This window comes from Marmoricola sp. Leaf446 (genome assembly GCF_001424755.1).
Lineage (GTDB): Bacteria > Actinomycetota > Actinomycetes > Propionibacteriales > Nocardioidaceae > Marmoricola.
Window position 1 is genome coordinate 404,853 of record NZ_LMRF01000002.1, and the last position, 16,553, is coordinate 421,405.

General features: G+C 64.5%; 16 protein-coding genes and 2 pseudogenes. 9 read left to right on the forward strand and 9 right to left on the reverse strand.

Annotated elements, in window-relative coordinates; all coding sequences use genetic code 11:
- Positions 1 to 197 precede the first annotated feature (197 nt).
- From ASG49_RS18255 to ASG49_RS19320, 3 genes and pseudogenes are all read left to right on the forward strand, one after another.
- Entirely contained in the window at positions 198 to 1,301 is a 1,104-nt protein-coding gene (locus ASG49_RS18255) for a CDP-glycerol glycerophosphotransferase family protein (RefSeq protein ID WP_235562021.1), read from the forward strand.
- A 235-nt stretch (positions 1,302 to 1,536) separates the two neighbouring features.
- Positions 1,537 to 2,037: pseudogene (locus ASG49_RS19595) on the forward strand (glycosyltransferase); the annotation flags it as partial.
- Between the two features lie 78 nt (positions 2,038 to 2,115).
- Entirely contained in the window at positions 2,116 to 2,709 is a 594-nt protein-coding gene (locus ASG49_RS19320; RefSeq protein ID WP_235562008.1) for a glycosyltransferase, read from the forward strand.
- Between the two features lie 26 nt (positions 2,710 to 2,735).
- Here the strand turns inward: ASG49_RS19320 and ASG49_RS18600 are convergent, their stop codons facing one another.
- Both ASG49_RS18600 and ASG49_RS18265 read right to left on the reverse strand, forming a co-directional pair.
- A complete protein-coding gene (locus tag ASG49_RS18600) occupies positions 2,736 to 3,911 on the reverse strand; it encodes a hypothetical protein (protein WP_156384272.1) in 1,176 nt (391 codons plus the stop codon).
- Between the two features lie 20 nt (positions 3,912 to 3,931).
- Positions 3,932 to 5,131 (reverse strand): glycosyltransferase family 4 protein, encoded by a 1,200-nt coding sequence (locus ASG49_RS18265; RefSeq protein WP_082534003.1) that lies wholly within the window; start codon positions 5,129 to 5,131, stop codon positions 3,932 to 3,934.
- Positions 5,132 to 6,070: 939 nt separating this feature from the next.
- Here ASG49_RS18265 and ASG49_RS19600 point away from each other — a divergent pair.
- Positions 6,071 to 6,226 carry a hypothetical protein gene (locus ASG49_RS19600; RefSeq protein WP_369814219.1) on the forward strand — a complete coding sequence of 52 codons (156 nt, stop codon included), beginning with the start codon at positions 6,071 to 6,073 and terminating at the stop codon, positions 6,224 to 6,226.
- A 79-nt stretch (positions 6,227 to 6,305) separates the two neighbouring features.
- On the opposite strand, the gene ASG49_RS18275 is transcribed toward ASG49_RS19600, so the two are convergent.
- The 4 genes and pseudogenes from ASG49_RS18275 to ASG49_RS19330 all read right to left on the reverse strand — a co-directional run.
- Positions 6,306 to 7,385 carry a glycosyltransferase family 4 protein gene (locus tag ASG49_RS18275; RefSeq protein ID WP_162244518.1) on the reverse strand — a complete coding sequence of 360 codons (1,080 nt, stop codon included), beginning with the start codon at positions 7,383 to 7,385 and terminating at the stop codon, positions 6,306 to 6,308.
- A gap of 59 nt (positions 7,386 to 7,444) precedes the next feature.
- Entirely contained in the window at positions 7,445 to 8,221 is a 777-nt protein-coding gene (locus tag ASG49_RS09975) for a WecB/TagA/CpsF family glycosyltransferase (protein WP_056540953.1), read from the reverse strand.
- Between the two features lie 492 nt (positions 8,222 to 8,713).
- Positions 8,714 to 8,956, reverse strand: a 243-nt coding sequence (locus tag ASG49_RS19325) for a D-aminoacyl-tRNA deacylase (protein ID WP_235562010.1), incomplete at its 5' end; no start/stop codon positions are given.
- Between the two features lie 4 nt (positions 8,957 to 8,960).
- Positions 8,961 to 9,117 (reverse strand): annotated as a pseudogene (locus tag ASG49_RS19330) (D-aminoacyl-tRNA deacylase); the annotation flags it as partial.
- Between the two features lie 117 nt (positions 9,118 to 9,234).
- On the opposite strand from ASG49_RS19330, the gene ASG49_RS09985 reads away from it, so the two are divergent.
- From ASG49_RS09985 to ASG49_RS10005, 5 genes are all read left to right on the forward strand, one after another.
- A complete protein-coding gene (locus ASG49_RS09985) occupies positions 9,235 to 10,074 on the forward strand; it encodes a 3-keto-5-aminohexanoate cleavage protein (RefSeq protein ID WP_056540958.1) in 840 nt (279 codons plus the stop codon).
- Between the two features lie 36 nt (positions 10,075 to 10,110).
- The gene (locus tag ASG49_RS18605; RefSeq protein ID WP_056540962.1) at positions 10,111 to 10,611 is read left to right on the forward strand and encodes an FABP family protein; all 501 of its coding nucleotides are present in this window, start codon (positions 10,111 to 10,113) and stop codon (positions 10,609 to 10,611) included.
- Positions 10,612 to 10,613: 2 nt separating this feature from the next.
- The gene (locus ASG49_RS18610) at positions 10,614 to 11,054 is read left to right on the forward strand and encodes a Fur family transcriptional regulator (protein ID WP_056540965.1); all 441 of its coding nucleotides are present in this window, start codon (positions 10,614 to 10,616) and stop codon (positions 11,052 to 11,054) included.
- A 22-nt stretch (positions 11,055 to 11,076) separates the two neighbouring features.
- On the forward strand, positions 11,077 to 12,117 hold the full coding sequence (locus tag ASG49_RS10000; protein ID WP_056540968.1) for a folate-binding protein YgfZ: 1,041 nt from the start codon (positions 11,077 to 11,079) through the stop codon (positions 12,115 to 12,117).
- A 116-nt stretch (positions 12,118 to 12,233) separates the two neighbouring features.
- On the forward strand, positions 12,234 to 12,584 hold the full coding sequence (locus tag ASG49_RS10005; RefSeq protein ID WP_082534026.1) for a phosphomannose isomerase type II C-terminal cupin domain: 351 nt from the start codon (positions 12,234 to 12,236) through the stop codon (positions 12,582 to 12,584).
- 70 nt (positions 12,585 to 12,654) lie between these two features.
- Here ASG49_RS10005 and ASG49_RS10010 read toward each other — a convergent pair whose 3' ends face one another.
- From ASG49_RS10010 to ASG49_RS10020, 3 genes are all read right to left on the reverse strand, one after another.
- Positions 12,655 to 13,896 carry a sulfate adenylyltransferase subunit 1 gene (locus ASG49_RS10010; protein WP_056541294.1) on the reverse strand — a complete coding sequence of 414 codons (1,242 nt, stop codon included), beginning with the start codon at positions 13,894 to 13,896 and terminating at the stop codon, positions 12,655 to 12,657.
- Between the two features lie 56 nt (positions 13,897 to 13,952).
- Complete coding sequence (cysD, locus tag ASG49_RS10015; RefSeq protein ID WP_056540974.1) at positions 13,953 to 14,867, reverse strand: sulfate adenylyltransferase subunit CysD; 915 nt, start codon at positions 14,865 to 14,867, stop codon at positions 13,953 to 13,955.
- 144 nt (positions 14,868 to 15,011) lie between these two features.
- The gene (locus ASG49_RS10020) at positions 15,012 to 16,469 is read right to left on the reverse strand and encodes a sugar transferase (RefSeq protein WP_156384273.1); all 1,458 of its coding nucleotides are present in this window, start codon (positions 16,467 to 16,469) and stop codon (positions 15,012 to 15,014) included.
- Positions 16,470 to 16,553 lie beyond the last annotated feature (84 nt).

The following is a 16,553-nucleotide window of genomic DNA, read 5'->3' on the forward strand; positions in this document are numbered from 1 at the left end:
CAACGTGCCGTGGAGCAAGAACTGCAACGACGCCGGCGCCTTGTAGGATGACGCCCGAAACCCCCTAACGCGGGTCCCAAGGCTTTCGAAAACAGGAGGGGCGGTGGGTTTTGTTTTTTGGGGTGCTGAATCGGGTTAGACGGGCTGGACGTTTGACCTCGATTCACGTTGGCAGGTCCGTCCTATATCTGTTGGACGTGGTCATTCCGAAAAACGACCGCATCGTAATTCGCACCTTCCCGGATTTCGACGACCAGGGCTTGGAACTGGCACAGGTTTTGCGGCAACGAGGTCACCGGGTGACCTGGTTAATTAGGGATGCAGCGTCTATCGAGGCCGCCGGGCGGGCCGTCGTTGATCAGCCTGTCGCAGCAGGTCGGTCGATAGCGGGGGTGTGGGCCTACCTACGGGCACCTGTCGTCCTGCACACTCACGGCTTTTATGGATCGCCTCGTAGTAGTCGACGCAAGACGTCCATCAATCTGTGGCATGGCATGCCGGTGAAGCGACTGAACAGTAAGCCGTTAGTGGCACGACACCAGACCGACGTTCTCACCGTGACCTCCGGCCTCCATGCCCGAAATATAGAAAACGAATGGAAACTCTCGTCCGGTGTTTGTGTAGTTTCCGGACTGCCGAGGAATGACCTCCTGAGGCCCATGTCATTATCGCGCGACCAAAACAATCCTCCCATGATTGTCTGGATGCCGACTTATCGAAACTCTGTATTCGGTGAGATCCGTCGCGACGGCCGAGAGTTCAAGAACGTGTTCCAGCTCCCAGGGGCATCAATGCAGGATATCAACGCTAGGGCAGCGGATGCAGGTGTGCGAGTGGTCCTCAAACTCCACCCGATGGCCCCTGAACCTGAATGCATCCCCAACTGGAGTAATCTGCAAGTGCTGAATGACGTCGATTTGAGGCGCCAGGGCACAACTACTTACAGACTGCTGGCGCGTTCTGACCTGTTGATAACTGATCACTCGTCCGTGTGGATAGATTATCTGCTGACTGGACGACCAATGATTTTCAGCATTGCCGACTTGGACGAATATTCTGACACGAGGGGACATTATTTTCCGGATCTTCCTGCCGTCTTACCCGGCCCGATCGTTCGCGACATGAGTGCGCTGTTTGCGGCTGTGAAGTCAGCGCTTGCGGGCTCCGGTGAGGATGCCTGGAGGGTTCGACGCGAGGAGGCGCGTAGCCTGCACCACCATCACGAAGTCCGAACGTCGAGCAGTCAGCGAGTCGCTCGAATCGTCGAGCGGCAACTTCGGTCAAGGTCTCTGCTGACGTGACTCGGTCGGGCTGCATGTTCTTCATGCCGTGGACCTCGGTAGTGCTGTACGTGCCTGGCAGGCCGAGATTTGGTCAAACGTTGTATCCGCACCTTGCCTGACTCCAGGCGCAATTTGGACGCCCAGTCTGGAGTTTTGGCTTCTCACTAGGTGATATACGCGAACCAGAAGACTGCCCCAGATGCGAAGATCTTGCAGATGTCGAAGTCTGGCCTGCTGAACGCGACGAGGAAATATGCTTACCGAAAACATCTGCGGCGTGAATCCGACTAATGCGTTGCATATTGGTCACTATTATGCAGTAGCGTTGGGCCGTTGGAGTGGTGTGACGGCTGCCATGGATCATTGGTCGATTCGAACGCAGTACGCGGGATGCCAAGTCACGATCGTGTCAGCACCGGGTGCTGAGAGTGTCGATACCCGTACAGCCTTCCAAGCCCGCGTGACTCAGGTTGCCCATTGGGGTTCTCGTCGATCCAATCTAGTTCCGCACCCGTGGAAGCTGCATAAGGCTATGCGAGGTTTCGATGTTCTCGTCCTCCACGAGGGATGGACCGTCAGCCACTATGTCGCCGCTGCAGTAGCGCGTTTCTCCAGGATTCCATATGTCGTCATGCCTCACGGTGTATACGAACCGGCGATACAACGCGATCTGCGGGGGCCGCGCAGGTTACGCCTGGCATGCGAACGCTGGTTCCTGGCTGGGGCCGCAGCCGCACACATATTCTTCGATTCCGAGCAACCGCTAGTGCACGCGGTCTCACCCGCGACTCGAACTTTCACAGCGCCGACCGGGGCACCGTTCTCCGGCACTGTGGCAGCCACCGAGGGTCGTAGCGACGTCGTCCTATGGTTCGGACGCATCGATGTCAGACATAAGGGTCTCGACCTGCTGCTGGAAGCACTGGCTCTAGTGCCTCCGTCCGGTCGCCCGCATATGCGTCTTGCGGGATACGACTATCAGGGCGGCCACAAGCAACTGACCGAGCTAATCGATCGACTCGGATTACATGCATGGGTCGATGTCACCGGGCCCATTCTGGGCGAAGCAAAGCAATCGGCCTTGGCGAACGCGGGTGTGTACGTGCACCCCAGCCGTTGGGAGTGCCATTCCATCGCTTTGCTGGAGGCTTTGGCTTCGGGAGTTCCTGCACTTGTCGGCAGGGGCGCGCACATCTCGGCACTGCTTGACGATACCGGGGCGGCAATGATCGTCGATGGCACCGTTGAAGCTTGGGCGGACGCCCTCGCACAACTACCTCTCCGAGATACCCACATTGATCGCGCTCTACTTTGGGAAAAGCTGTCGTGGGACCGGGCTGTCCAGGTAACAGTTTCCAGCTATAGGCGAATGAGCAGCCAGCACCAACAGCGACGCGGGCGGTTTTCAATCCGCAGGAGACGATGACGGCCCATTGGGCGTGGGCTGTTTTGTTAGTCGTTTCCCAACTGTGGTTCGCTGCGGGCGACGACCAAAATTGCGGTTGCGACCACAACCGCGCTCTGCGCTAATGTGACTGCCAGGAAGCCCTCAACTGACTGAACTGCTGGGAAGAACGCAATGGCACCCACTGCGAGTGCGGCGGCCAGAGTTCGGCCCCAGGCCACCGAGCGATAAAGTCCTTCGATCTTGGCGGCTGCCATCCAGGGTGACCCTATAGCAATAATGCTCGTAGATAATCCAGCTAGCAGCAGGGTGGCGGCCGTTGGGGGCGTGCTTAGATCAAAAACGGCACCTGCAAGTCGTGGACCGAACAGAGTGGCAAGGGTAAGAAGTGGGAGGGATAGCAGAGCTAGGAGCAAGGAAACCCGGTGCCGCATTGTCTTGGACGCTGCGGCACCCAATTGGGTGAGTAATGGAACTAGCCACATCGAGATCCCGGTGAAAATCAGCGCTAGAGGCGAAAATAAGGATGTGACCACGCGTATCAAACCGACCTCTTCTGCTCTCGCGGTCGCGGCGATGAGGTATAACGTGAAGTTGCTCGCAACCAAATATGCGACACCGTCGTGCACCATAGGCAAAGAGTTCAGTCTCAGGTGCGCGCTCCACCAGGAGGCAGTACCTCGGAGCCTTGGGGAGTTAGAGCCGAGCGAGGGCATGACGGTAAACAAGCCAGCCAGCATGGCGACCGCCCACGCAGCAAGCAGCAACTCGAGCGCGACGCCGGCTGGAACTAAGAAAAGGCTCACGGTGGCCCCCGCAGCCACGATCACAAGTATCACGCCGTCCGACAGCAATGCACGATCGGGTTGTTGCGCTTTGAAGGCGATGAACCGGCCGGCATCTTGCACTATCCAGAACCCACTGATTGGAGCGGCCCAAAGCCAAGCCCATTCCCCAGGGAGAAAAAATAGAATGCCGAAGAAAAAGAGGCCAGCAGACGATATGCCGGCGGCCCATATCAGGGTGAGAAGGGGTCCTGACGGATCGTTCTGGACTCGTGATACAAGCCACGGTTCGGTGATAAACAATCTCGAGAAACCGAGCAGGAGCAGCATGCTGACGCTCAGAATAGAAAACGTACCCAGGGTATTTAGGCCGCCAATCCGCGCAACGGCCAGCGTCAACGAAAAGTTGGTTACAGCAACGACACCTTGATCCAGCACCGAAGGAACCCATTTAGGGATCAACGTTCGCCAGACCAAAGCAGAACGCGGCTCCAGAACTCGAGCATTTCGGCGCCTGCGTGCGAGGGGTCCCAAGCGGCGGATAGCTCTGACTGAGTTTCACTAAGCTGTCGTAGGCGGACAGGCTCGTGCAGCAATGGTTCTAGTCGTCGCGCGAGATCAACGTGGTCTCCCTCGGCAAAGATGGCGATTGGATCCATCCCAACGACCTGCGGCAGCTCACCGCTGTCGGAGACTACACAGGGAATTCCTACGGTCATTCCTTCGGCCACCGATCGACCGAACTGCTCGACGTTGTCCGGTGTGGACCGGGACGGCTGTACCAGGATCGAGTTGCGGGACATCTCTTCGGCGAGGTCTGCAGCCGAGGCCTGGCCCAAGAAGTCGACCCGGACGTCAAGTGTTCGGGCTAGTGCTCGCAAGGCCGCTTCTTCCGGACCTTGGCCACATATTCGTACGCGTAAGTCGAAGTGTTCGCCCAATATGGCAGCCGCCCGAATGGCGATGTCGAAGCCTTTCAGGGCCACAAGTCGCCCAACGAGCAGGATCGATTGCTCGCTTTCTCGTCCATTTGGACCGCGCCAATGCGCGTCCCGAAAAGCATGAGGCGGAATAATTGCTGGTAGCACAATGGTGGGAAACCCTGGTGGTGCGGTATTGTCAATGTGGGCGCGACCCGCGTGGTTCCAACTTGCGTACCCGCTAGATAGATGCACGGCGCGGCCAACCAAGTTGCGCCGGATCTGTTGTTCTAGACCGCCACCGTGCAGCCACAAATTCTCCGCTCCATGGGCAACGATAGGGAGCTTCATGTGAAGTAGTTGCTGCACCGTCCAACTCCATAACTCGCCATTGACGTGAACGATGTCAGGAGCGAACCGACGGATCACACTCCGAAGGCCTTGTAGGTGTCGCCAGATCAATCCGCGACCACCGTCCCATTCTCTCAGGGGCAAGTATGTGGCTACTGGTTGTGCCTGCCTAAGTGGGTCCTCGCGACTGGAGCCCACGATCAGCACCTCGGCCCCGTGGCGGCAGGTGGCCTCCCAGAGCTCGTTCGCTTGCGGGCTCAGGCTCGTGGTCACTACCAGGGTCCGCACGGCGGGGGTGTTCCGCGAGGGCGGCTGTGAAGACGACGTCATAGGTCCACCGAGTGTAGGCGCCGGGGGGTTGGCAAACATCCGAACTCGCGACGGCATCAGCTAGATTTCCGATTGCTAGGACGCGCTCAGCTGGCGGTCCCAGGCTCGTGCGCGGCTTGAACTCAACACCGCGCCTAGGGGCCCACCTTTGTCGTGTTGCGCCAGGCAAATGTGCCGGACGTGGTGGTGAACGCCACTCGGTGTTGCGAAAGTGCTGGCATGAACTGGCGTCGGTGTCCGGTCGGAGTTGCTTATCGGCCCCTCGTGGCTGATAAGAAGTAGCACCCTTCAGGATGAGGGCGTCGATTCGGATGCCGGTGATTGCAGTGGAGAAGCGCCGCGGGGAATGAGCGGGGAGACGTTTTCCTTGCGGTCTCCTTTTGCGGTCTTGCGCTGCACTTCACTTCGCGGAGTTCCCGAGGGTTCGGGTGGGATCGGTGGGAGAAGTCGACGCTGCACCCCGACCTGGGTACGTCAACGATTTGGTGCGGCGAGGTCAGTTCGTTGCGTTGATCGCGATTGCACGAACCTAGCCTGCTACATGTTGACCGAGTCCCTTGCTGATATGATCCGCAGCGTATCGAGCCCAATCAGGGGCTACATTCTTGAGCCAAATTTCTGGAGACTGCAGTGTCTACTGATGCCAGCGACCGAAGCAGTGCATCGACGTTGGGCTACTTACTCCAGGACTGGGTTGCGAACAAGGGGAACGCCAAAGGACGGTTGGTTTGCTTTCTCTTCCGAGGCGCACAGTTGTTGCGAGGCCCGGGAGACCGCCCCCCGGTGGTGAGTGTCCCGCTCCTGATTGCCTATCGGGTAGTCGTGGAATGGATTTTGGGAATCGAGCTCCCCTGGGGTGCAAAGATCGGAAAAAATCTACGAATTTTCCACGGAGTGGGCCTGGTTGTAAATGATGGAAGTGTCCTCGGCGAGAACGTGACGCTGCGCCACGGGGTCACGTTAGGCCATAAGGATTCCAGAGGCCCCTGTCCTCGGGTGGGGAGCAGGGTTGAGTTTGGACCCGGTGCTGTCGTAATCGGGGATGTCTCAATAGGTGACGACGCCGTCATTGCCCCATCCGCTGTAGTTGTTCGCGACGTTAGACCGGGTGACGTCGTAGGTGGGAATCCTGCACGCTCTCTACGCGGGTGACGCTAATTGTGAGATCAGAGACCTCTCGGTTGGGGTGCCGGTCGAGGCGCAGGGGGCTTGAGGTCGGAGTTTGGCTGCGTCAGGTCGGTCCCTCGGCTACGGATTCGTACATCGAATTGATCTTTGATAGCCAAGCTGAATCGGAATATTCAAGCGCATGTAGCTCGATGGCAGACCGACTCATCATTGCGCCTGATGTGGCAACCTTCAGTAACGCCTTGTGGAGTGATTTCTCATCGTAGGGGTTGTATGTTACGGAAGCACCTGCGCGCGCGAGGGACTCGGCGGCGGCGACCGGCGATGCGACGACCAGCGGCAGTCCCGCTGCAAGTCCTTCCAGTATTGCTGTTGGCAATCCTTCTTTCCATAGGCTCGGAACAATCATCCCGGTATACGAAGGGAGAAGTCGCAGCAACTCCTCGTGAGAAGTCATGCCTCGCAAAACAACCGAGCCTCTGGATCTTGCGCTGGCGTCTGCCGCGGCCTTCAGTTGAGGTCCTGTGCCGAAAACATGCAATTGGCTTTCGCGGGGCCACTGTTGTATGAGGTTCAAGATTCCCTTAGCCTCGTCGAGACGCCCAACGTACGCCCAGGCGGGCTGTGGATCTTGCCGTCGTTGGGCTGCTCGCACGAAATTCGGAATGAGGTCGACATCCCGGCCAAACTCTTGGGCAAAGACTGACTGAGCGTGTTCGTTGAGCGCCACTACTCGCCTTGCCGTGCGCGGGATACGATTGAGGCTCCCCCCAGGGCGAGTTGCGAAGGCAAGTGGAATCGTCTGGCTTCGGGAACCCCGGTAACAGGAATGTTTGACCGCGGCTAATGTGGATTTGGTAAGACATTCATCGCACTCGTGCCCGTTGCGGAACAGAGTTGCGGCGGCGCAAAGTGTTCGGTAGTTGTGCAGGGTGACTACCAGTCGGTCCTGCCAATCCTCGATCCAATTGGTGCTCCAATTCGGAAAGGTGTTGTGCAGGTGCACGATGTCCGGTTCCCACCCGTTGGTGTTGAGGTTGGGGCGTGCGCCCCTGCCGGTGATGGTGGTTGCAGCCGCCCGCACTTGGTAACCCGTGTTGTGCCGGAGTTCGTCAGTGTCGCGCCGGAACAGCCGTACATCGTGTCCATAGGAGTCCAGAGCCGCGCATTGCTCGAGGACCACTTGGTTCTCGCCGCTCGGGGTCCCGGACTCGTAGAAGCTGTGGACTACAGCAACGCGCACTAGGACCGGCGCCGTTCCTGCATCGCCAGCTTGAGGAATACAGAGTTCCCCACCACGTAGCGACGCGTCAGTCTTCTTGGCTCGCTGAGCATCCTGAACAGCCACTCCAGCCCCATGCGTCGGACGACCCCAGGAGCCTGCCTCTTTGTTCCAGCTGAGAAGTCGAACGCTGCTCCCACGCCGACGGCTGTCACGCCGGTGCTGTCTGCGATGCGCCGTGTCTCGAAGTCTTGCCGCGGCGTTCCCATCCCGACCCAGACGATGTCGGCGCCCGACTCCAAGATCATGCGGTCGTGCACGTCATGATCGTCCTTGGTCAGGGCCCGGAAGGGTGGAGAGAAGGACCCGACGATGGTGACACCAGGGAACCGCTCCTCTACGCTCCGTCGAAGCTTGTCCAGCGTGTCTTCGGTGGTCCCCAGGAAGAAGTGGCGGATCTCCTTCTCCCGTCCCGCGTCGAGGACGCTCTCGAAGAATGCTGGCCCCCGGACCTGGTAGCAGGTCCGGTCCCTTGCCAGACGGGTGAGGATCGCGGCGAGAGGTCGGCCATCCGGCAAGTTGACGCCTGGGCCGGCTAGCAGTCGCTTGTACGACCGATCCCGGGACGCAAGGGCCAGGCTGTAGGCGTTGATGAGTCGATAGGCCTTTCCTCCTGCTCCTCCCTCTCCGCTGCGGTTGCGGCTGCGGCTGATAACCAAATCCACCGCCTCGCCGGGTGTGGCGTGAGCAATCGGCACCCCGTCGAACTCGAACGAGGTGATGTCAATGCTCTGCACCTCACCATTTCGTCGGACGGGTGGACCGTCGGCGCCTGTGATGGGGTTCAAAAGGAGTCCTCATATGAGAGAAGTTTGAGTGTCAACGCGTCGACCCCAGGTTATGTCAATCGTCAGCGGCTGCTGGAGCAGTCCAGTGGTTGTCTCTCCGAGGCCGCACGTTCCCTGTTCAGCTAGGACGCCGGTCGAGGATCAAGCGGACCGGCGTGTGGTCGGCTGGAACAAGCGCGCTCCCTGTGGTGCCGGACTGGTCGTGGAGCTCCGTACTTGGGCAAGGTGCCCGTTTCTCCGGTGTCGGCGGTGTCCACCGACGGTTGCTGCACTACTGCCTCGGTCCTCTCTCGGACCTCGTCCGTCCGCACCGGCCCGACCACTGCGTCGACGCGTTGCCCTGGTCCCGTGGTGTACCCGCCGGCAGTGACACGGACGCATGGCGGTCAGCGGCAGCCCGCGATGTGTGAGACGAGACGAGGCGCTGTTGTCAGCTGGCCCTCAGCCCGCGGGCGTGTCCAGCAGCAGCGTGACCGGCCCGTCGTTGAGGAGCGCCACCGCCATGTCGGCGCCGAACACCCCGGTCTCGACATGGGTGCCGGCGTCGCGCAGCGCCTGGCACACCGCCTCGTAGATCGGTTCGCTGACCGGGCCGGGTGCCGCCGCCTGCCAGGTCGGGCGCCGGCCCTTGCGGGCGTCGCCGTACAGCGTGAACTGGCTGACGACGAGCACCGGGGCCCCGGCNNNNTGTCGCGGATCTTGCGGGCCATCCAGGCCACCTGGTCAGGTCCGTCGTCGTGGGTCACGCCGAGGAGGACGAGCAGTCCCGGCTCGTCGATCGACCCGACCACCTCGCCGTCCACCGTCACCGAGGCCGAGGTCACCCGCTGCAGCACCGCACGCATGCCCGCAGTCTGTCGTGGTCTCGACGAGCTCGACCGACGAGGTGCTGCTCGACCGACGAGGTGCTGCTCGACCGACGAGGTGGGGCTCGGGCGACGAGGGGCGGATACGGTCCCGCCATGGGAGACCTGTTGATCACCGTGGCGCCGACTGGGGCCGAGACGGCGAAGTCCGACTGCCCCCAGCTGCCCACGACGCTGGAGGAGCTGGTCGAGACCGCGCAGCGCAGCGAGGCGGCCGGCGCCGCGATGGTCCACGTGCACATCCGCGGTGAGGACCACCGGCCGACGCTGGACGGCGGACGGCTCCGGGCCACGGTCGAGGCGCTGCACGAGCAGACCGGACTCGTCGTGCAGCTCTCCACCGGCGGCTCGGTCCACGACCCCCTCGAGCAGCGGCTGCAGGTCCTCGACGCCGCGCCCGACTCGTGCAGCCTGACGATGGGCACCACCAACTTCGGCGACGACGTCTTCCTCAATCCGTGGCCGTTCGTGCAGGACCTCTACCGGCTCTCCCAGGAGCGGGAGGTGGTGCCGGAGTTCGAGCTGTTCGACCTCGGCCAGGTGTGGGCGCTCCACCGGCTGCTCGACCGTCACGGCCTGCCGTACGGCGGCAAGGTGCACGTCGACCTCGTCATGGGTGTGCCGGGGGGCATGCCCGGCACCGCCGACGCGCTGGTCGCGAGCGTCGCGGCGCTCCCCGACGCGGTCACGAGCTGGTCGGCGACCGGCATCGGCCGCACCGCGCTCCCGGTCGCCCTGGCCTCGCTGTCCAAGGGCGGTCATCTGCGCGTGGGCATGGAGGACACGCTCACACTGGCCCGGGGGGTGCCCGTCGAGCACAACGACCAACTGGTCTCCCGCGCCGTCGAGCTGGGCCGGCTCGCGCAGCGGGAGCCGATGGCACCCGCCGAGGCGAGGACGCTGCTCGGCGTACGACGGAGCGGTGACGCGGCCTAGACTCGGCTGTCGTCCCCGACCCCGGAGAGAGCCCGCATGCCGTTCGAGATCCCTGACAACATCCACCCCCAGTGCGCCCGTCTGGCATGGATGCTGGGCACCTGGGCCGGCAACGGGCACGGGGAGTACCCCACGATCGAGCCGTTCCAGTTCGGCCAGGAGCTGATCTTCCAGCAGGACGGTCGCCCGTTCATCCACTACATGTCCCGCGCCTGGATCGTCGACGCCGACGGCAACCACGTGCGCGAGGCGGCGCAGGAGACCGGCTTCATCCGGCCCCAGGAGGACGGCTCGCTGGAGTTCCTGCTGGCGCACAACACCGGTTTCGTCGAGACCTACATCGGGGAGATCCACGCCGAGCAGCCGCGCTTCGAGGTCACCACCGACGCCGTCGTGCGCACCGCCACCGCCAAGGAGTACGTCGGCGGCAAGCGGCTCTACGGCTACGTCAACGGCGACCTCATGTACGCCTACGACATGGCAGCGATGGGCCAGCCCCTCCAGCCCCACACCCACGCCCAGCTCAAGCGGCAGTAGCCGTGTCCTCGGTCGAGCCCGTCGAGACCTGGCAGCAGCGACTCCGCTCGAGCGGCCACCGGCTCACCCCGCAGCGCGAGCTGGTGCTGCGCGCCGTCGAGGAGCTCGGCCACGCCACTCCCGACGAGGTGCACGCCGAGGTGCGCCGCCACTCCGACTCGGTCAACCTCTCGACGATCTACCGGACGCTCGAGCTGCTCGACGACCTGGGCCTGATCCGCCACGCCCACCTGACCGACCGGGCCCCGACCTACCACTCCGCCACGTCCCACGAGCACGCCCATCTCGTCTGCCGCTCGTGCGGAGAGACCGTCAGCATCGGCCGCGACGAGGTCGAGCGGTCCCTGGCCCCGTTGGCCGAGAGCCGCGGCTTCGCCCCCGACTACGGCCACCTCACCGTCTTCGGCACCTGCGCCACCTGCACCGGCCCACCCGCGGATTGACCGGGGGAGGGACACTGGAGCCATGACCGACCAGCCCGCCGACCCTGCTCCCGCCCGCAGCCCGCTGCTCTCCCTGCCGGGAGCAGTCTCCGGTGACGGGGTCGACGCCCCGGTCGCCGCGCACTACGGCTCGTTCAACGGCGAGCAGCGCACCCTGGTCTCCGGCGACGGTTTCGTCGACCTGTCCCACCGCGGGGTCATCCGGGTCAGCGGCCCTGACCGGCTGACCTACCTGCACTCGTTGACGACCCAGTTCTTCGCCGACCTGCGGCCGGGTGTCCCGACCGCGGCGCTGGTGCTGTCCCCCAACGGCCACGTCGAGCACGCGATGCACGGAGTCGACGACGGCGAGGCGTTCACCGCCCACACCGAGCCCGGCCAGGCGGCCGCGCTGGCGACCTTCCTCGACCGGATGCGCTTCATGATGCGCGTCGAGGTCGAGGACCTCAGCGCCGAGCTAGCCGTCGCCTGGCGGCCCGTCGAGCCCGCGGCGGGTCACGCGACGGGCGCTGGCGCGCCCTCCTCGACCAGCCGTTCCGGGACTGGAGGAACGGCGCCGGTGGGGAAGTACGACGTCTTCCCCCGCACCGACCTCGAGGGGTACGCCGCCGCGGCCGGCCCCGCCTGCGGCACCTGGGCCTTCGAGGCGCTGCGCATCGAGCGCGGTGAGCCCCGCTTCGGCCAGGACACCGACCACCGCACCATCCCCAACGAGGTCGGCTGGATCCCGTCGGCCGTCCACCTCGACAAGGGCTGCTACCGCGGTCAGGAAACCGTGGCGCGTGTCCACACCCTCGGACGGCCGCCGCGTCGGCTGACGATGCTCCACCTCGACGGCTCCGACAACCGCCTCCCCGAGCGCGGGGCTCCGGTGACGCTCGGCGAGCGCGAGGTCGGGTTCGTGGGCACCTCCGCGCGGCACCACGAGCTCGGTCCGATCGCACTGGCCCTGCTCAAGCGCAACGTGCCGGTCGACGCGCAGCTCGACGCGGACGGGCTCCCGGCCATGCAGGAGGTCGTCGTCGACCCCGAGGTCGGTCTGCACGTCCGACCGTTGCGCTGATCCAGACCGGTGGTCTCGGCCGCAGGTCCCGATTGGGCCGTGGCCCGCTCGTGCGGGATGATCTGTGGCGCACGGCGTCCTGCACGAGGGCGCCGACCGACGTGGACGAGGGGCTCATGACACTGGAATCCGAGGACCGGCCGTGGGGGTCGTGGCACGTCATCGACGTGGCGCCCGGCTACAAGATCAAGCGGATCCACGTGACGCCCGGACACCGTCTGTCGCTGCAGACGCACGAGCACCGGTCCGAGCACTGGGTCGTCGTCTTCGGTGTCGCGACCTGCGTGATCGACGACGAGACCATCATCGCCGGCCCCGGCCACTCGGTCGACGTGCCCCTGGGTGCCAAGCACCGTCTGGCCAACGAGGGCAAGGAGGAGCTCGTCATCGTCGAGGTCCAGCACGGCGCCTACACCGGTGAGGACGACATCTGCCGCCACGAGGACGACTTCGGCCGCGTGGGCTGACGCCCAGGACGACGAAGGGCCGCTCGACCCCCCGCGGGGGTCGGGCGGCCCTTCGGTCTGACCGGCCGTGTCAGATGATCATGCCGCCGCCGACGGTGACGCCCGTCGCCTCGTCGATGAGGATGAACGAGCCCGTGGTGCGGTTCTTGGAGTAGGAGTCGCACAGCAGCGGCACGGTCGTGCGCAGCTGCACGCGTCCGATCTCGTTGAGCCCGAGCTCCTTGGTCTCCTGGTCGCGGTGCAGCGTGTTGATGTCCAGGCGGTACTGGATGTCCTTGACGAGCGCGCGACCCGTGCGGGTGGTGTGCTTGATCGCGAGCTTCTGCCGCGGGTGGAGCGGCTCGTTGGTCATCCAGCAGACCATCGCGTCGATGTCCTGGCTGGCCTGGGGCGCGTTGTTGACCCGGGCGATCATGTCGCCGCGGCTGACGTCGACGTCGTCCTCGAGGCGGACGGTCACCGACATGGGGGGATAGGCCTCGGTGATCTCGCGGTCGAAGAGGTCGATGCCGGCGATCTTCGACGTCATGCCGCTGGGCAGCACGACCACCTCGTCGCCCGGCTTCAGGACGCCCCCGGCCAGCTGGCCGGCGTAGCCGCGGTAGTCGTGGAACTCGTCGGACTTGGGGCGCACGACGTACTGCACGGGGAGCCGGGCGTCGATGAGGTCGCGGTCGGAGGCGACGTGCACGTTCTCCAGGTGGTGCATCAACGAGGAGCCCTGGTACCACGGCATGTGCTCGGAGCGGGTCACCACGTTGTCACCCTTGAGCGCCGAGATCGGGATGATCTCGAGGTCGGGGATCGAGAGCTTGGTGGCGAACGCCGTGAACTCGCGGCTGATCCTGTCGTAGACGGCCTGGTCGTAGTCGACGAGGTCCATCTTGTTCACCGCGAGCACCATGTGCGGCACGCGCAGCAGCGACAGGATCACCGCGTGCCGGCGCGACTGCTCGGTCAGGCCCTGGCGGGCGTCGACCAGCACCAGGCCGAGGTCGGCGGTCGAGGCGCCGGTGACCATGTTGCGGGTGTACTGCACGTGGCCGGGCGTGTCGGCGATGATGAACTTGCGCCGCGGCGTCGCGAAGTAGCGGTAGGCCACGTCGATGGTGATGCCCTGCTCGCGCTCGGAGCGGAGCCCGTCGGTGAGCAGCGCGAGGTCGGTGTAGTCGTAGCCCTTGGACTGGCTGGTGGCCTCGACGGCCTCGAGCTGGTCGCTGAAGATCGCCTTGGAGTCGAGCAGCAGCCGACCGATCAGCGTCGACTTGCCGTCGTCCACGGAACCGGCGGTGGCGAACCGCAGGAGGTCCATCTGGCCGACGCCGAGGTCCTCGAGCGTGGGTTCGGTGGTCTCGGTGTTGCTGGCCATCAGAAGTAGCCCTCCTTCTTGCGGTCTTCCATGGCGGCCTCGGAGAAGCGGTCGTCGCCACGGGTGGCTCCACGCTCGGTCACGGTGGCGATCGCGACCTCCTCGATGATCCGCTCGATCGTGTCGGCCTCGGACTCGACGCAGCCGGTCAGGGTGAGGTCGCCGACGGTGCGGAAGCGCACCGTCCGCTCCTCGACCGTCTCGTTGCCCTTGGTGGGGTTGAACTCGCTCTCGGAGAGCCACATCCCGTCGCGCTGGAAGACGCGGCGCTGGTGGGAGAAGTAGATCGAGGGGATCTCGACCTGCTCCTGGGCCAGGTAGTGCCAGATGTCGAGCTCGGTCCAGTTCGACAGCGGGAAGATCCGCATGTGCTCGCCGCCGTGGATGCGGCCGTTGTAGAGGCTCCACAGCTCGGGACGCTGGTTCTTGGGGTCCCACTGGCCGAAGTCGTCGCGGTGCGAGTAGACACGCTCCTTGGCGCGCGCCTTCTCCTCGTCACGACGCCCGCCACCGAAGGCGGCGGTGAAGCCCTCCTCCTCGATGGCGTGGAGCAGGGTGCCGATCTGCAGCCGGTTGCGGCTGGTCTTGCCGTCGTCGACGACCACCTTGTCGGCGATGGCCTGCTCGACGCTGGCCACGATCATCCGCACGCCGAGCCGCTGGACCCAGTTGTCGCGCGTCTCCAGCACCTCGGGGAAGTCGTAGCCGGTGTCGACCTGGAGCACGGGGAAGGGGATCTTGGCCGGGTAGAAGGCCTTCTCCGCCAGCCTCAGCATGACGATGGAGTCCTTGCCGCCGGAGAACATCAGCACCGGCTTCTCGAACTCGGCCGCGACCTCGCGGAAGATGTGGATCGACTCGGCCTCGAGCTGGTCGAGCTGGCTCAGCCGGTAGTCGGCGTGCGTCTGGGACATCGGGTGCGGATGCCTCTCGTCGGTGATGGGCAGCCCACAGCGTAGCCGCGCCCGCGGCGGTCTCCGCGCGGCCCGAGCCGAATGAGACCAAAGTTGCCTGACGTAGTGGCCCAAGCCGCCCCGACTCGAGGTCGAGGCGGGGCGTCAGTGGGCCCCGCGCGACCCGACCACGGCGTTGAAGGTGCGCATCAGGATGGTGAGGTCCTGGACCATCGACCAGTTGTCGACGTAGTAGAGGTCGAGCCGGATCGCCTCGGACCAGGAGAGCTCGGAGCGTCCCGACACCTGCCACAGCCCGGTCATGCCGGGACGCACCTGCAGCCGGCGGACCATGTCGGCGTCGTACTGCGCCACCTCGTGCGGCAGCGGCGGGCGGGGGCCCACCAGGCTCATGTCACCCCGCAGCACGTTGACCAGCTGGGGCAGCTCGTCGATCGAGTAGCGCCGCAACCAGGCGCCCGGTCCCGTGATGCGGGGGTCGTCGGTCATCTTGAACAGCCCGCCGGTGTAGCCCTGGCGGGCGTGCAGCGCGGCGAGCAGGTCCTCGGCGTTGGTGACCATCGTGCGGAACTTCAGGCAGTGGAAGGAGACCCCGTCGCGACCGACCCGCTGCTGGCGGAACAGGACCGGTCCGCGGTCGTGAAGAAATACGCTGAGCGTGGCGACGGCGAAGAGGGGTGCGAACGCCACGAGCAGCAGGCTCGAGACGACCACGTCGAAGGCGCGCTTGGCACGGCGTACGGCGTCCTGGCCGCGCGGCTTCTCGAGGTGGATCAGCGGCAGGCCGCCGACGGGTCGCACGCTGACCCGCTCGGCCGCCACGTCCGTGACGCTCGGGGCGATGACCACCTGGATCGCCGCGTGCTCGAGGTTCCACGCCAACCGGCGCATCTCGGCGGCAGAGCTGAAGGCCCCGCCGGCCAGGAAGACGATGTCGACCCCCTCGTCGACCGCTGTCTGCGCCAACGAGCGGGAGTCGCCCAGCAACGGGATGCCGAGTCCGGTCGTGTCCTTCGTCGACGCCTGGGGGGTCACGGCCCCGACGACGTCGTAGCCGAGCCAGGTCTCGCGCTCGAGGACCGAGGCGATCTCGTCGACGTGGCCCTCGGTCCCGGCGATCAGCACCCGTTGCTGCAGCTGGCCCGCTCGGCGTGCGCGGTGGAGTGCGCGACGCAGCGCGTAGCGGCCGGCGACGAGGAGCGGAATGCCGATCAGGAAGGTGAGCACGAAGAAGCCGCGCGAGAGGTTGAGCATGAACAGGTAGGCCACGATGCCCAGCGCCGCGGCGGTGGCCAGCGAGGGGGTGACCACCCGCTTGTACTCCTCCAAGCCGGCTCCGAAGATCTCGAGCCGGTAGCCGCCGAACGCGTAGATCGATGCCACCCACGCCAGGATGAGGAGCGGCAGCATCACGAACACCGCCTCCTCGGCGAAGGCGCGGGGGAAGACGCTGGTGGGCACCGCCGTGCGGACGACGAACGCGCCGAGGGCTGCCGACGAGACCAGGAGCAGGTCGGCACCGAAGGCGGCCACGGGCACCCACCGCATGGTGCCGTGGGTGGTCGAGGTCAGCCGCACCGGTGTGCTGAGCTGCGACGTCATGGTGGTTCCCCCAAGTGGCCTGGTGCCATCGGCGACGCCAACATGTCTATCGCGTCGACAGGTCCGGCTCACAGCCGAGCGTCC

What these genes read in the sequence shown, in the direction of transcription:
- ASG49_RS10000 (WP_056540968.1), top strand. Translation starts at nt 11,077, where the DNA reads ATGACCGACCAGCCCGCCGACCCTGCTCCCGCCCGCAGCCCGCTGCTC.
- ASG49_RS09985 (WP_056540958.1), top strand. Translation starts at nt 9,235, where the DNA reads ATGGGAGACCTGTTGATCACCGTGGCGCCGACTGGGGCCGAGACGGCG.
- ASG49_RS18605 (WP_056540962.1), top strand. Translation starts at nt 10,111, where the DNA reads ATGCCGTTCGAGATCCCTGACAACATCCACCCCCAGTGCGCCCGTCTG.
- ASG49_RS10010 (WP_056541294.1), bottom strand. Translation starts at nt 13,896, where the DNA reads ATGGACCTCCTGCGGTTCGCCACCGCCGGTTCCGTGGACGACGGCAAG.
- cysD (WP_056540974.1), bottom strand. Translation starts at nt 14,867, where the DNA reads ATGTCCCAGACGCACGCCGACTACCGGCTGAGCCAGCTCGACCAGCTC.
- ASG49_RS10005 (WP_082534026.1), top strand. Translation starts at nt 12,234, where the DNA reads ATGACACTGGAATCCGAGGACCGGCCGTGGGGGTCGTGGCACGTCATC.
- ASG49_RS18265 (WP_082534003.1), bottom strand. Translation starts at nt 5,131, where the DNA reads ATGCCGTCGCGAGTTCGGATGTTTGCCAACCCCCCGGCGCCTACACTC.
- ASG49_RS10020 (WP_156384273.1), bottom strand. Translation starts at nt 16,469, where the DNA reads ATGACGTCGCAGCTCAGCACACCGGTGCGGCTGACCTCGACCACCCAC.